This window comes from Pseudomonas sp. IT-196MI5, assembly GCF_949767415.1.
Classification (GTDB): domain Bacteria; phylum Pseudomonadota; class Gammaproteobacteria; order Pseudomonadales; family Pseudomonadaceae; genus Aquipseudomonas.
In genome coordinates, this window is record NZ_CATKPZ010000011.1 from 65913 (window position 1) to 78798 (window position 12886).

Below are 12886 nucleotides of genomic sequence, written 5' to 3' on the forward strand. Positions count from 1 at the left end.
CAAATGTTTCAGAGAATCATCTTTTCGGCCACGTCGAGTACTTGACCTCAATGGCCTGAATCCACCGCATAACCTCAAACCGCATCTGGATCAGTGCTGAAAACAAAAACGGCGCGTGACCGAAGTCCCGCGCCGTTTTTGTTCAATCCTTATGCTCAACTTTTAGCCTGCAACGCCTTGGCCATTTGCAGATGATTTTGCAATTTTGGCAGGGTTTCTTCGGCGAACGCCTTGATTTCCGGCAGATCGGTGGTTTGTGCTTCCTGCTGCAACTGATCAATGGCTTCCTGGGTGGTCTTCACCTGACTGGCTGCATAGGCCTCGTCGTAGGTCTCCCCTTCCATGATTTGTGGCATCAGGGCTTTGGCTTTTTCGACAACCTCTTCGCGCGGGGCGACAGGTAAATCCAGTTGTTTGGCGATTTTCGCCAAGTGCTGGTTCGCAGTGGTGCGGTCGTTGATGACGACGATGGTGTAGTCCTTGACCTCTTTGGACTCGGATTTCTGGTGCGCCAGGCGGCTCACTTCGATATCGGCGATACCTTTTGCCGAGGCCTCGTCGATGAACTCGGCGGGCGACTGGGCAAAGGCGCTGCTGGCAAACAGACCCAGCAGCGTGGCAAAACTGACATTACATAATCGGGTGGCCATCCGGTTCATGGTCGCGCCCTCCTTTTCAAAGTCAAACGGGAGCTTTCGCCCCCGCTTCTCAATCAAAACCACCTGCATCCTTTAGCGGGTTTTCTGACCGCCCTTGCGACCCATGCCAGGTTTCGCAGGGTCTTTATCGACGGTCGTGGTGGTGGTTTTCCCACCCTTGCGACCGGCTTCAGAGGCCTTCGTTCGATCGTTGGCGAAGTTTCCCGAGTTCGAGTTTCTTGAATTAGGCATGATTCTCTTCCTCCTGGTGATGATCGCGGCGAGCTGTAGCCCCCATAGAATCTGAAGTTGCGCGTCCCAAAAGGTTTAGAAAATTGCATGGATACCACGACGAACGGTGCCCGGCTTTCAGACCAGTCGCAGGTGATTCTCGCGTTTTGCGCAGTACATCGCCTCGTCCGCATGCCTGAACAATTGCTTCTCTTCGGTGCCGTGATCGGGGTATCGGGCGACGCCGATACTTGGCTGGATGTTCACGCTGTGCCCGTCCAGGCGCAAGGGCTGGACCAGGACCTGACGGATTTTCTCGACCACGATGTCGGTATCGCCCGCAGCGCGAATGCTGTGCAACAACACCACGAATTCATCGCCGCCGATGCGGGCCACGGTGTCGGTTTCCCGCACGCAGCCCTTGAGCCGGTTGGCCACCGCTTGCAGCAGCATGTCGCCGACCGCGTGGCCATGGGTGTCGTTGACTTGCTTGAAGCGGTCGAGGTCGACGTACAACAGCGCCATGCGCCCGCGGTCCTCCCTGGCCGCTTGCAGTGATGCCTTGAGCCGGTCGCGCAGCAATTCGCGGTTGGGTAACTGGGTCAATTGGTCGTACTGGGCCATGTATTGCAGGCGGGCATGCAGTTGCTTGCGCTCGATGGCGGTTGCGACCTGGGCGCAGACGTATTGCAGCAGTTCCTTGTCTTGCTCGGTGTAGCGCTCGCCGCCCGGAATGCTTTTGACGATCAACGCACCGATGGTGCCGTTTTGCGAGTTCAGCGGCACACCCAGCCAACACGGTGCGTTCTGCCCGGTCAACAGCACTTCGAAGCCGGCAGGCGGTGCGCTCTGGTCCGGGGTCAACAGGATCGGCTGCCCCGTGCGGATCACTTCGGTGCACAGGCGCCCGGTCATGGTTCCGGGCTGTTCGGGCTGTGGCTCGTGGTCATCGACGTGATAAGGGAAATTCAACTGCGCGCAGCGCTCGTCGTACAGCGCCACGGAAAAATTCAGTGCCGGCAGCCATTCGCCGATGATCATGTGGATGCGTTTGAACAACGCCAGCAGATCTTCCGCCGCGTGGGCCGCCTCGGAAATCGCATACAACGCTGCCTGCCGGGATTCGGCCTGCTTGCGTTCGGTGATGTCGCGAGCCACCGCGATACGCAATTGATCGTCCTCGGACCAACGTGCCGACCAGAGGATGTGTACCACGCTGCCATCCTTGCGCAGGTAGCGGTTTTCGAAGTTGAGCTTGGGCTCGCCACCCATGATTTCCCGGGCAGCGTCGAGGGTGCGCTGGCGATCGGCCGGGTGCACCATATCGATCATCGTTTCTCCGATCATCTCGTCGGCGCTGTAGCCGAAAATGCGCTCGCACGCCGCGCTGACAAAGACGAAACGGCCCTGTTTATCCACCGCGCAGACGGCGTCCAGCAACAGATCGATATAGCTCGCCAGCGGCGCGGAGTTTCGGTTTTCCATGGTTCAGCGTGGGTGTCCCGATTATGCAGTGCTCATCAATCATCCCTGCCCTGTCGGCCTTGCGTCCTTGTGATCACATTCAAGCCTTGTTCGGCATCAGCCCCGGCAACGCATGGACCAGCGCGTTGATGGCAAACCCGATGAACATCACCCCGCACAACCGGGTAATTGCCAGTTCATGACGCTGGTACAGGCTGCGCACTCGCCGCGCACCGACAACGCCAATGAGAATAGCGTAGGCGAGCAACCCGCCGACGAAACTCAGAGCGATCAGCGCCGGCAGCATTGACCAGTGGAGCAGTTCCGCGCGGCTCGACAACAGTGCCGTGAACGTCGCCACCGCCACCGGATAGGCCTTCGGATTAGTCAAACCGAACAGAATGCCGTGCCAGAACGGCTGCCGCGCCGGGCCCTGCGGCGTATCAGCGCTGCTGCGTCGGGCGCGTACCGCGCGCCAGCCGAGCCAGAACAGATACAGGCCGCTGAGCACACCGAGCACGTCGAACGCGGCACTGCCGATCTCCCGCGCACCGACAATCGCGATCAGCGCCGTGCTGCACCAGAGCACATCGCCGAGCAAATGCCCGCACAGAAACCCCGCCCCGGCCCGTCGCCCATGGGCGGCGCCAATGCCGAACACCGCCAGCACACCCGGTCCCGGGGTGATGCCGTAGATAAAACCCGAGGCAAGCACGGCCATTAGCAACGATGGGGTCATGGGGAATCCTTTTGAACGGCTTGGTGAATGGTGGCCAGTCTATATCAGGTCATTACCTGTCGACTGAAACATCTCGACAGACGAACGGGCTGGCCCCGCCCCACAGATGACGGTGTAGTATGTTGTATTACAAACCACTACATCGAGACCACCATGTCAGTTATGTCCCTGCGCATACCAGACGACATCGCCGATACCCTCGCGAGCCTTTCCAAGGCAACGGGCCGCAGCAAATCATTTCTGGCCGTGGATGCGCTGCGTGAATACCTCGCCCGTGAAGCGTGGCAAATCGAGGAAATTCAGAAAGCCTTGAAAGAAGCCGATGAAGGTGACTTCGCGACACAAGAAGAAGTGAACGCAGTGGCTGGCAAGTGGACGACGAATGCGCGTTGAGTGGTTGCGTACCGCGTTGAAGAATCTGGATGACGAAGCCGCGTACATCGCCATCGAGAACCCAAAAGCTGCTGCAGATTTTGTCCAGGCGATTCTCGCCAGTGTCGATCACCTTGCCCGATTTCCAGCAACGGGTCGTGAAGGACGCTTACCCGGTACCCGGGAATGGATCATGCCAGATCGCCCCTATTTGATTCCCTACCGGGTTCGCCAAGGTCGGCTTCAGGTACTACGAATTTTTCATACGCGTCGCCTGCCACCATCCAATTGGTAAAGGCCATTTTAGAAAAGCCTCTAGCGTTCGATCCCCTCCTCAATCCTGCGATTCAACCAGTTCAACGCCTGATCCCCGCCCCGCCGTTTATGCCACGCCAACACAAAGGCGAACGACGGAATGTGAAAGGGTGGCGGCACGACGACCAATGTCGACTCATGGATATCGCGCAGGCCTCGAGAAGCGACGGTGAGGATCAGGTCGGTACCGCTGATGAGCTGCGGGGCCACGCTCCAGTGCGGCAGGCTGATGGCGACACGCCGGCGCTCGCGCAATGCAGTCAAGGCGCGCTCGATTTCCGGGGTGCCGCTGCCGCGCATCTCCAGCAGCACATGAGGCCGAGCCAGGTAGGTGGGCAGGTCGAGGACACCATCGATGGGCAAGCTTTTGCGGTCGACCAGGCAGGCGTAGTGCTCTTCGAACAGCGCCGTGCTACGCAACTCGTTGGGCATTTCCGGAAACACACCGGCGGCGACATCAATGTCACCGTTGAGCACCCCTTCGAGCATGCTTTCGCGACTGCCATGGCTGATTTGCAGGTCAATGCCCGGCGCTTCACGGCGCAAGGTTCGGATCAGTCCCGGCAGGACGATGGCGGCGCCATAGTCGGACATCGCCAGGCGGAAAGTGCGCCTGGTGGTCGCGGGATCGAAGGCGTTCGGCGCCAACAGCGCTTGCACCTGGGCGAGGGCTTCGGCCAGCGGTGCCACCAGCTCCAGCGCTCGCGGAGTCGGCACAAGGCCGGCCCCGGCGCGCACCAGCAGCGGATCGCCGAGCAGGTCACGCAATCGCGCCAGCGCATGGCTGACCGCTGGCTGGCTCAAGTGCAGACGCTCGGCCGCCCGGGTCACGTGTTGCTCGCTGAGCAAGGCGTCGAGGATTACCAGCAAATTGAGGTCGATGCGTCGTAGATCATTCATCTGCTGCATGTTCTGGATAGCAAAACGGAATTTAAATCTGCGCGACGAATACCCTAGAGTCCAGCAAAACCTGTTGGAGCATGAACATGAGTACGTTGCATTGGGCCGGTCTGATGGGGCTGGCGATGATCGCCGGGGCGGTGGTGCCATTTCAGAGTGCGATCAACGTCAATCTCGGACGCGGGTTGGGCCATCCGTTGTGGGCGACGCTCGCCTCGTTGCTGGTGAGCGTTGTGGTGTTGTTGCCGATCATCGTTGCAATGCGCTTGCCGTTGCCGTCACTGGCGTTCATCAGCAAGGCGCCGCCTTGGATGTGGGCCGGTGGTGCCTTTGGGGTGATCTTTATTTCCTTGGCATTGGTATTGCTGCCCAAGCTGGGTGCCGCGGGGTTCATGGCATTGGTGCTGGCGGGGCAAGTGGTGGCGTCGTTGTTGCTGGATCACTACGGCTGGTTTGGGTTGGTGGAGCGGCAGGTCACCTTGCCGAAGATGTTTGGCGTGGCGTTGTTGATGGCCGGGGTGGTGTTGATTCAGTTTAGTGACGCTGCGCAAAAAGCGATGACAGCGACTTCTTGAAGATCAAAAGATCGCAGCCTCCGGCAGCTCCTGCGGGGATGCGTGGTCCGAGCAGGCGCTGCCGAAGGCTGCGATCTTTTAAAACTTGTCGAGTGTGCGCAACTTCTGCGGCAACCCCCACAGCAACAGCGCCACCGCGATCAGTGCACAGACGCCGATGACATACAGCGCCGGCGTGGTGCTGCCGGTCAGGTCCTTGATCCGGCCGACCATCACCGGGCTGACGATGCCGCCGAACTGGCCCAGGGTGTTGATCACCGCAATCCCGCCGGCAGCGCCCGCGCCGGCACCGGCCAGCAGTTTCGGCGGCAGGGTCCAGAAGCTCGGGATGGAGGCGATGATCCCGGCACCGAGCAGGCCCAACGCGACAATCAGGAAGGTCGTGTGGTTGGCGAAAATCCCTGCGCAGAAGAAACCGATCGCACCGACCGCCACCAGACCGGCGACAAACTTGCGCCGCTCGCCAGAAGCATCGGACAGCCGACCGATCACCACCATGCTGATGGCGCCGCAGATATAAGGGATGGCTGTCAGCAAACCGATCATCACCGGACTTTCGGTGCCGGCGCTGCGGATCAGTTGCGGCGCCCAGAAGTTCAAGCCGTAGGACGCCACCTGGATCAGGAAATAGATCAGGCCCAAGGTCAGGAAGCCCGGAATCCGCAGCGCGGCGAGCAGCGAACCACCGCTCTTGTGCGGCTCATGCCGGGCGATGCGGCTGGCCAGCAGGGTCTTCTCCGAAGACGTCAGCCAATGGGCGTCTTCGATGCGGTCCTTGAGCAGGGTCAGCACCAGCAAACCGAGGCCGATGCACGGCACGCCACCGAGCAGGAACAGCCAGTGCCAGCCACGCATTTGCAGGAAGCCGTCGAGGTGCTGCAGCACCAGCCCGGAGAACGGCGCGCCCACAAGGCCGGCAAATGCCGACGACAGGAACAGCATCGAGGTGATGCGCCCGCGATAGTGCTGCGGGAACCACAGGGTCAGGTAATACAGCACGCCTGGGGCGAAACCCGCCTCCATTGCGCCGATCACGAAGCGCAGCACGTAGAACTGCCATTCGCTGTTGACGAACACCATGGCCGCCGTGGCCAGGCCCCAGGACATCATGATCCGGGCGATCCAGCGGCGGGCGCCAACCTTGTACAGCATCATGTTGCTCGGCACTTCGAAAATCACGTAACCGACCACGAACAACCCGGCGCCGAGGCCATACGCGGTGTCGCTCAGGCTCAGGTCGGTCTGCAGCTGAAACTTGGCGAAGCTGATGTTGATACGATCGAAAAAGGCAAACAGGTAGCAGACCATGATCAGCGGCATCAGACGCCAGGCGACTTTGCTGACCAGGGCTTTTTCGGTGTCGTGGCTAACGGCCGGGCTCACGCCGGCCTCCAGTGCATTCAGGCTCATTGCGGTTCTCCAGGCGGACTTCCCGTGGGTGTCCGATTGTTTTTGTTGTCTGGTTGAGGTGCTTTTTACTGTAGGAGCGAGCCTGCTCGCGATGGCTGAGTCACATCCAACATTGATGTTGACTGACCCACCGCTATCGCGAGCAGGCTCGCTCCTACAGGGGATTTGTGTCAGGTGGGGATCGGGTGCAAGTCGCAATTGCGTCCGGCCTTGGCCAGTTGCCCCGGCACTTCGTGGCCGAGCAGCGCCGGCAGTCCTCGGGACAGTTTCAGCAGCAACGGTAAATCGATACCGGTATGAATGCCGACTTCATCGCACAGGTTCACCAGATCCTCGGTGCAGATGTTTCCCGATGCCCCTGGTGCAAACGGACAGCCACCGAGGCCGCCGAGGGCCGCGTCGAAGCGTCGGGCACCGGCCTCGTAGGCGGCCAGCACGTTGCACAGGCCAAGGCCGCGGGTGTTGTGAAAGTGCAGGGTCAGGTCCGCCGGGGAGACCCGTTGCAGCACCCGACGCACCAGCCGGTCGACCTGACGCGGGTTGGCCATGCCCGTGGTATCGGCCAGGGTGATGCCCTGGATGCCGAGTTCCTGATAGGCCTCGACGATTTGCAGTACCCGGTCCTCATCGATCTTGCCCTCGAACGGGCAACCGAAGGTGGTGGCGATACTGCCGTTGAGTCGTACGGGACTGTCGCCGACGAACTGCACAATTTCGCCGAACGCGGCCAATGAATCCTCACAACGCATGCGCATGTTCGCCTGGTTGTGGGGCTGGCTGGCGGACATCACCAGGTTCAACTCATCGGCACTGCACGCCAGCGCCCGTTGCGCGCCTTTGAGGTTGGGGATCAGCGCGACATAGATCACCCCCGGTTGCCGGGCGATGCCCTTGAACACCAGCTCGCCATCGCGCAGCGCTGGAATGGCCTTGGGCGACACGAACGAACCGGCTTCGATACGGCTGAATCCGGCCAGCGACAGTTGATCGATCAAGGCGATCTTGTCGTGGGTTTCAACCCAGGTCGGCTCGATCTGCAAGCCGTCGCGCGGGGACACTTCCTGCACGATCAGGCTATCGGAATAGTCGGTGATCATTGCACCACTCCTTCGACTTTCAGACGTTCTATGTCGGCAACGGTAAGACCCAGTTGCGCGAGGATGCCGTCGGTGTGCTGGCCCAAACCAGGGCCGGACCAGTTCACGCCGCCGGGGGTTTCGGAGAGTTTCGGCACGATGCCCGGCATCTTCACCGTGGCGCCACCGGGCAGTTCCGCATTGAGCAGCATGTCCCGCGCCTGATAGTGCGGATCGGCGACGATGTCGGCCACCGAATAGATGCGTCCGGCCGGGACTTCGGCGGCCTCCAGCGCGGCCAGGACTTCGTCGATGGGCAGGCTGCTGGTCCAGTGGGTGATGGCGGCGTCAAGCAGATTGCTTTTGGCTGCACGCCCGTCGTTATGGGCGAACTCCGGGGCTTCGGCCAGATCAGGGCGGCCGATGGTTTGCATCAGGCGTTTGTAGATCGGGTCGCTGTTGCCGGCAATCACCACGTAGGCGCCATCGGCGGTCAGATAGGTGTTGGACGGCGCGATGCCCGGCAAGGCGCCGCCGCTGCGTTCACGCACATGGCCCAGCATGTCGTATTCCGGCACCAGGCTTTCCATGACGTTGAACACGCTTTCGGCCAGGGACACATCAACGATTTGCCCGCCGCCCTGCCCGGTCTTGACCCGCAGCAGCGACATCAGCGCACCGATCACCGCATGCAGCGAAGCCAGGGAATCGCCAAGGCTCACGCCGACCCGCGCCGGCGGCGAACCGGGCGTGCCGGTGGTGTAGCGAATCCCGCCCATGGCCTCGCCGATGGCACCGAAACCCGGACGATCACGGTACGGACCGGTCTGGCCGTAACCGGAAATCCGCACCAGCGTCAGGTTGGGGTTGAGCGCATGCAATACGTCCCAACCGAGGCCGAGTTTCTCCAGGGCGCCGGGGCGCAGGTTTTCGATCAGCACATCGGCGCTGGTCGCCAGTTGCTTGACCAATTCAATGCCTTCAGGGGATTTGAGGTTCAGCGCCAGGGACTTCTTGTTGCGCGATTGCAGGTACCACCACAGCGAGGTGCCTTCGTGCAGCTTGCGCCATTTGCGCAGGGGATCGCCCTGGCCCATGGCTTCGATCTTGATCACCTCGGCGCCGAACTCGGCCAGCATGCGCGCCGCAAACGGCGCGGCGATCAGCGTGCCGATCTCGATCACTTTGATCGCACTCAAGGGGGCAGTCATCGCGGGGTACCTCTTGTTCTTGGAATATGCGCCAAGGCTAGAGGACAGGGGGCTCGGGAATCCAACCTTCAGTTGGCAACGAGCGTTCGCCAAATGCGAACGCTCAGGAAGATTGTCGTGGCCTCAGGTCAGTCATCGCGAGCAAGCTCGCTCCCACAGGGGAACGCATTCCAATGTGGGAGCGAGCTTGCTCGCGATGAGGCCGGCCCATACAGCCAAGAACTGTCAGGCTGGCCCCCGCAAATGCTCAAACAACATCCGGCTCACCGGCGACAGCAACGCCTCATCCCGCACCACCAGAATCAGCGCCCGATCGGACCATTCGTCCGTCAGCGGCACCGCGTGCAAACCCAGCGCCCGGCCAAACAATTCATAGGCCCGTTGCGGGAGGATGCCGATCCCCATGTTGGCCTGGACCATGCGGCACATGGCATCGAACCCTGGCACATGAATACGTACCCGCAACACCTTGCCGGCTTCGCGGGCCGCGGCATGGGTGCGCATGTTGATCGAACTGGCGGCATGCAAGCCGACGTAGTCGCTGCCCAGCGTATCGGCGAACGCCACGCTCGACCGGCTCGCCAATGGATGATGGGGCGGCATCAACACCACCAGTTTGTCCTGACGATACAACACGCTGTGCAGGCCCTTGATGTCACTGTCGATGGAGCAGATCCCGAGGTCGGCCACCCCGTCGAGCACGCCCTGAATCACCCCGGCGCTGGGGCGCTCTTCGAGGTCGGTCTTGACCTGTGGGTGACGCTCGGAAAAATCCCGCAGGTCCTCGGGCAAAAACTGAATGATCGCAGACAGGTTGGCGAGCATCCGCACATAGCCGCGCACACCGTGGCTGTGCTCGCCCAGTTCAAGGCCCATTTTCTCGACGTTGAACAACATCTGCCGGGCATGGTGCAACAGGGTTTCGCCGGCCGGCGTCAGGGACATGCCCTTGGCCTGGCGCACGAACAGGCTGATGCCCAGCGCCTCCTCCAGCTCCATCAAGCGCTTGCTCGCCGCCGAGACGGCAATCGCTTCGCGCGAGGCGGCACGGGTCAGCGTGCCCTCTTCATGCACGGCGACGAACAGTTGCAGGGTGATCAGGTCGAGACGGCGGATCAGGCTTTTTTGCAGCATCGGGTACTCGGCGAAGTCGGCTCAGGCAAAGTCGCAGCATAGCGTTCTTCGCCCGCGTCGTGCCGTGGTCCGGGCACCCGGTCGTGATAAAGTCGCCGCCCACAGACCTTTTGCCGTGAGACGAAGACCGCAATGACCGATTTCCAGGATGTCGATGCCCAGCTTGAAGACTGGAACGCCTTGCGCAGTACCGCTTCGTTCAGTGGTTTGCTGGTGGGTAACGGCGCCAGTCGCGCGGTGTGGGACGATTTCGGCTACGAGTCGCTGTTCGAAAACGCCCGCACCGTTGAAGAAAAACCCCTGAGCCAGTCCGAGCTGAGCGTGTTCGATGCGCTGCAGACCCGCAGTTTCGAGCAGGTACTGAGCGCGTTGAAAACCACCAGCCGGGTCAACAAGGCCCTGGCCGTCAGCTCCGCCGCCCCACGCAATCGCTACTACGCGATCAAGGAAGCGCTGATCAACACCGTGCATACGGTGCATATCCCGTGGCGGCTGGTGGTGCCTTCGACGTTGGCGACGATCAATCAGGAACTGGCCAGTTACCGCACGGTGTTCACCACCAATTACGATTTGCTCAACTACTGGGCGGTGCAACAGCAGCCCGAGGCGATTACCGACCTGTTCCAGGGTGCCGAGCCCGGTTTCGATCTGAGCGACACGGCCACCGACAAAACCCGTTTGCTGTACCTGCACGGAGGCCTGCATCTGGTGCGCAACCAGGACGGCACGGCGCGCAAGCTGATGTCGACCGAGGGCACGTTGCTGGGCAATTTCGCCATCAACAACACGATCAAGACCCTCGACGACGTGCCGCTGTTCGTCAACGAAGGGCCGAGCGCGGACAAGCTCAAGACCATCCGCAGTTCGGACTATCTGTCGTTCTGCTACGAGCAACTACTCGGTCACGGCCAGGCGCTGTGCATCTTCGGCCAGGCGCTGGGAGAGCAGGACAGCCACATCATCCACGCCTTGCGCCTGGCGAAGCCGCAGGTGGTGGCGATCTCGATTTACCCGCGCAGCAAGGCATTCATCCAGCACCAGAAGCGGCATTACGCGAAGGTGTTTGAGGGGACGGGGGTTGAGTTGCGGTTTTTTGATTCCAAGAGCCATGCGTTGGGTGGCCCGAAGCTGACCGTACCCGTTGAAGTCTAACTGCGACACGATTGACGCCTTCGCGAGCAAGCCCGCATTGGAACGCACTACCCCTGTGGGAGCGAGCTTCGCTCGCGATGAGGCCATTACATTCAATTCAGATGTTGACTGTCAGACCGCCATCGCGAGCAGGCTCGCTCTCACAGGGATATCGGTGAAGTTGAAACGTTGATTCAAAGCACCGGCAACGTTTTGTCCTTGACCACCTTGGACGGGCCATTAGCCTTCACGCTGGCAATGCCTTTCTCCATGGCCGCCGGTGAGGCATAGGCCTCGCTGCTGCCGATGATCTCGTGGTTGCCCGCCTTGAGGTTGAAATACGGGTGACCATCCTTGGTGGTTTTCTTCTCGTAACGCTCATCCAGCGGACTGTTGGCCTGGACCGAGGCGATGCCTTTGTCGGCGGCGGCGTGAGTGGTGTACAGCTCGCTGGTCAGAATGGTCTCGGCGTTGGCTGCCTTGAGGACAAACCTGAACTGGCCATTGCTGCTTTTGCTCACTTCATACCATCCGGACATGCTCTTTCTCCTGGGCGATTGAGAGGTTGCGCGCTTCACAGTAAAGACCAGCCTAGTGTTTCTGTCGCCTGTACCGACCCCATCGCGGGCAAGCCCGCTCCCACAGGTTCAGCGTGATCCCTGTGGGAGCGAGCCTGCTCGCGATGGAGTCGACACAATCTTCCTTACTTCGCCGCAGCCCGCACCACCGACAACTCCGGCGCCGACGCCCGCCGCTGGCTCAAATACCGCGTACAACTCACCCGCAGGAACGAAGCGAAATTGACCACCTCGCCGCGATAATCCATCACCTCTTCATACAGCTTGGCGATCAACTGATTGGTGGTCATGCCATCGACTTCGGCGATTTCGCTGAGGATGTCCCAAAACTGATTCTCCAGCCGCAGGGTGGTGACCACCCCGCAGATGCGCAGCGAGCGGGAGCGCGATTCGTAAAGTATCGGATCGGCTTTGACGTACAGCTCGCACATGGACTTATCCCTCGTTACAACGTGATTTTGGTACCCAGCAACCCCAGGAAACCGGCCAGCCAGTTCGGGTGCGCAGGCCAGGCCGGAGCCGTGGCCAGATTGCCCTGAACATGGCCGTCCGTCACCGGGATATCGATATACGTACCGCCCGCCAGGCGCACTTCCGGGGCGCAGGCCGGATAAGCGCTGCATTCGCGACCTTCGAGAACACCCGCTGCTGCCAACAACTGTGCGCCATGGCACACGGCGGCGATAGGTTTACCGGCCTTGTCGAATGCGCGCACCAGTTCCAGGACTTTTTCGTTCAGGCGCAGATACTCCGGCGCACGGCCGCCCGGAATCAGCACGGCGTCATAATCGGCGGCATTGACCTTGGCGAAATCAAAGTTCAGGGCAAACAGGTGACCGGGTTTTTCACTGTAGGTCTGGTCGCCTTCAAAGTCATGGATCGCCGTGCGCACAGTCTGGCCGGCGGCCTTGTCCGGGCAAACGGCGTGCACCGTGTGGCCGACCATCAGCAGCGCCTGGAACGGCACCATCACTTCATAGTCTTCGACGTAATCACCAACCAGCATCAGGATTTTTTTCGCAGCCATGGGGAAGACTCCTCTGGAAGTGGGCGTGCAGGAGTATTCAAGGTAGTCCTTATCCCGTGAGGTGGGTAACAACCGGCTACTACCT

Annotated in this window: 16 protein-coding genes; 4 read left to right on the forward strand and 12 right to left on the reverse strand. The window is 60.8% G+C overall.

Annotated elements, in window-relative coordinates; translation table 11 throughout:
- Positions 1-155 precede the first annotated feature (155 nt).
- The 4 genes from ACM6IK_RS07840 to ACM6IK_RS07855 all read right to left on the reverse strand — a co-directional run bounded on the left by ACM6IK_RS07840 (position 156) and on the right by ACM6IK_RS07855 (position 3072).
- On the reverse strand, positions 156-659 hold the full coding sequence (locus ACM6IK_RS07840) for a DUF4142 domain-containing protein (RefSeq protein WP_414873858.1): 504 nt from the start codon (positions 657-659) through the stop codon (positions 156-158).
- 72 nt (positions 660-731) lie between these two features.
- Positions 732-890 carry a KGG domain-containing protein gene (locus tag ACM6IK_RS07845; RefSeq protein ID WP_218430358.1) on the reverse strand — a complete coding sequence of 53 codons (159 nt, stop codon included), beginning with the start codon at positions 888-890 and terminating at the stop codon, positions 732-734.
- Positions 891-1007: 117 nt separating this feature from the next.
- On the reverse strand, positions 1008-2354 hold the full coding sequence (locus ACM6IK_RS07850; RefSeq protein WP_414873859.1) for a diguanylate cyclase domain-containing protein: 1347 nt from the start codon (positions 2352-2354) through the stop codon (positions 1008-1010).
- A gap of 79 nt (positions 2355-2433) precedes the next feature.
- A complete protein-coding gene (locus ACM6IK_RS07855; RefSeq protein WP_414873860.1) occupies positions 2434-3072 on the reverse strand; it encodes a LysE family translocator in 639 nt (212 codons plus the stop codon).
- 153 nt (positions 3073-3225) lie between these two features.
- On the opposite strand from ACM6IK_RS07855, the gene ACM6IK_RS07860 reads away from it, so the two are divergent.
- Both ACM6IK_RS07860 and ACM6IK_RS07865 read left to right on the forward strand, forming a co-directional pair.
- Positions 3226-3465: a CopG family ribbon-helix-helix protein gene (locus ACM6IK_RS07860; RefSeq protein WP_414873861.1), complete on the forward strand. Its 240-nt coding sequence runs from the start codon at positions 3226-3228 to the stop codon at positions 3463-3465.
- A complete protein-coding gene (locus ACM6IK_RS07865) occupies positions 3455-3739 on the forward strand; it encodes a type II toxin-antitoxin system RelE/ParE family toxin (RefSeq protein WP_115948218.1) in 285 nt (94 codons plus the stop codon). Before ACM6IK_RS07860 ends, ACM6IK_RS07865 begins: the two co-directional genes overlap by 11 nt.
- A 20-nt stretch (positions 3740-3759) precedes the next feature.
- Here ACM6IK_RS07865 and ACM6IK_RS07870 read toward each other — a convergent pair whose 3' ends face one another.
- Entirely contained in the window at positions 3760-4668 is a 909-nt protein-coding gene (locus ACM6IK_RS07870; RefSeq protein ID WP_414873862.1) for a LysR substrate-binding domain-containing protein, read from the reverse strand.
- A gap of 77 nt (positions 4669-4745) precedes the next feature.
- On the opposite strand from ACM6IK_RS07870, the gene ACM6IK_RS07875 reads away from it, so the two are divergent.
- A complete protein-coding gene (locus tag ACM6IK_RS07875; RefSeq protein ID WP_414873863.1) occupies positions 4746-5234 on the forward strand; it encodes a DMT family transporter in 489 nt (162 codons plus the stop codon).
- Between the two features lie 78 nt (positions 5235-5312).
- Here the strand turns inward: ACM6IK_RS07875 and ACM6IK_RS07880 are convergent, their stop codons facing one another.
- From ACM6IK_RS07880 to ACM6IK_RS07895, 4 genes are all read right to left on the reverse strand, one after another.
- Complete coding sequence (locus tag ACM6IK_RS07880) at positions 5313-6644, reverse strand: MFS transporter (RefSeq protein ID WP_414873864.1); 1332 nt, start codon at positions 6642-6644, stop codon at positions 5313-5315.
- Positions 6645-6814: 170 nt separating this feature from the next.
- Entirely contained in the window at positions 6815-7741 is a 927-nt protein-coding gene (locus tag ACM6IK_RS07885) for a hydroxymethylglutaryl-CoA lyase (RefSeq protein ID WP_414873865.1), read from the reverse strand.
- Positions 7738-8931 carry a CaiB/BaiF CoA transferase family protein gene (locus tag ACM6IK_RS07890; protein WP_414873866.1) on the reverse strand — a complete coding sequence of 398 codons (1194 nt, stop codon included), beginning with the start codon at positions 8929-8931 and terminating at the stop codon, positions 7738-7740. Before ACM6IK_RS07890 ends, ACM6IK_RS07885 begins: the two co-directional genes overlap by 4 nt.
- 225 nt (positions 8932-9156) lie before the next feature.
- Positions 9157-10065 (reverse strand): LysR family transcriptional regulator, encoded by a 909-nt coding sequence (locus ACM6IK_RS07895; RefSeq protein ID WP_414873867.1) that lies wholly within the window; start codon positions 10063-10065, stop codon positions 9157-9159.
- A 132-nt stretch (positions 10066-10197) separates the two neighbouring features.
- On the opposite strand from ACM6IK_RS07895, the gene ACM6IK_RS07900 reads away from it, so the two are divergent.
- Positions 10198-11217: a DUF4917 family protein gene (locus ACM6IK_RS07900; protein ID WP_414873868.1), complete on the forward strand. Its 1020-nt coding sequence runs from the start codon at positions 10198-10200 to the stop codon at positions 11215-11217.
- A 173-nt stretch (positions 11218-11390) separates the two neighbouring features.
- Here the strand turns inward: ACM6IK_RS07900 and ACM6IK_RS07905 are convergent, their stop codons facing one another.
- The 3 genes from ACM6IK_RS07905 to ACM6IK_RS07915 form a co-directional block, all read right to left on the reverse strand.
- Entirely contained in the window at positions 11391-11735 is a 345-nt protein-coding gene (locus tag ACM6IK_RS07905; RefSeq protein WP_414873869.1) for a YegP family protein, read from the reverse strand.
- A 164-nt stretch (positions 11736-11899) separates the two neighbouring features.
- A complete protein-coding gene (locus tag ACM6IK_RS07910; RefSeq protein ID WP_115948222.1) occupies positions 11900-12205 on the reverse strand; it encodes a ribbon-helix-helix domain-containing protein in 306 nt (101 codons plus the stop codon).
- 14 nt (positions 12206-12219) lie between these two features.
- Positions 12220-12801 (reverse strand): DJ-1/PfpI family protein, encoded by a 582-nt coding sequence (locus ACM6IK_RS07915; protein ID WP_008051822.1) that lies wholly within the window; start codon positions 12799-12801, stop codon positions 12220-12222.
- Positions 12802-12886 lie beyond the last annotated feature (85 nt).

Bases quoted from the DNA above. Each gene is read 5' to 3' on its own strand.
- ACM6IK_RS07880 (WP_414873864.1), bottom strand. From the start codon at position 6,644: ATGAGCCTGAATGCACTGGAGGCCGGCGTGAGCCCGGCCGTTAGCCAC.
- ACM6IK_RS07860 (WP_414873861.1), top strand. From the start codon at position 3,226: ATGTCAGTTATGTCCCTGCGCATACCAGACGACATCGCCGATACCCTC.
- ACM6IK_RS07895 (WP_414873867.1), bottom strand. From the start codon at position 10,065: ATGCTGCAAAAAAGCCTGATCCGCCGTCTCGACCTGATCACCCTGCAA.
- ACM6IK_RS07885 (WP_414873865.1), bottom strand. From the start codon at position 7,741: ATGATCACCGACTATTCCGATAGCCTGATCGTGCAGGAAGTGTCCCCG.
- ACM6IK_RS07890 (WP_414873866.1), bottom strand. From the start codon at position 8,931: ATGACTGCCCCCTTGAGTGCGATCAAAGTGATCGAGATCGGCACGCTG.
- ACM6IK_RS07850 (WP_414873859.1), bottom strand. From the start codon at position 2,354: ATGGAAAACCGAAACTCCGCGCCGCTGGCGAGCTATATCGATCTGTTG.
- ACM6IK_RS07910 (WP_115948222.1), bottom strand. From the start codon at position 12,205: ATGTGCGAGCTGTACGTCAAAGCCGATCCGATACTTTACGAATCGCGC.
- ACM6IK_RS07870 (WP_414873862.1), bottom strand. From the start codon at position 4,668: ATGCAGCAGATGAATGATCTACGACGCATCGACCTCAATTTGCTGGTA.
- ACM6IK_RS07875 (WP_414873863.1), top strand. From the start codon at position 4,746: ATGAGTACGTTGCATTGGGCCGGTCTGATGGGGCTGGCGATGATCGCC.
- ACM6IK_RS07840 (WP_414873858.1), bottom strand. From the start codon at position 659: ATGAACCGGATGGCCACCCGATTATGTAATGTCAGTTTTGCCACGCTG.
- ACM6IK_RS07855 (WP_414873860.1), bottom strand. From the start codon at position 3,072: ATGACCCCATCGTTGCTAATGGCCGTGCTTGCCTCGGGTTTTATCTAC.
- ACM6IK_RS07845 (WP_218430358.1), bottom strand. From the start codon at position 890: ATGCCTAATTCAAGAAACTCGAACTCGGGAAACTTCGCCAACGATCGA.
- ACM6IK_RS07915 (WP_008051822.1), bottom strand. From the start codon at position 12,801: ATGGCTGCGAAAAAAATCCTGATGCTGGTTGGTGATTACGTCGAAGAC.
- ACM6IK_RS07905 (WP_414873869.1), bottom strand. From the start codon at position 11,735: ATGTCCGGATGGTATGAAGTGAGCAAAAGCAGCAATGGCCAGTTCAGG.
- ACM6IK_RS07865 (WP_115948218.1), top strand. From the start codon at position 3,455: ATGCGCGTTGAGTGGTTGCGTACCGCGTTGAAGAATCTGGATGACGAA.
- ACM6IK_RS07900 (WP_414873868.1), top strand. From the start codon at position 10,198: ATGACCGATTTCCAGGATGTCGATGCCCAGCTTGAAGACTGGAACGCC.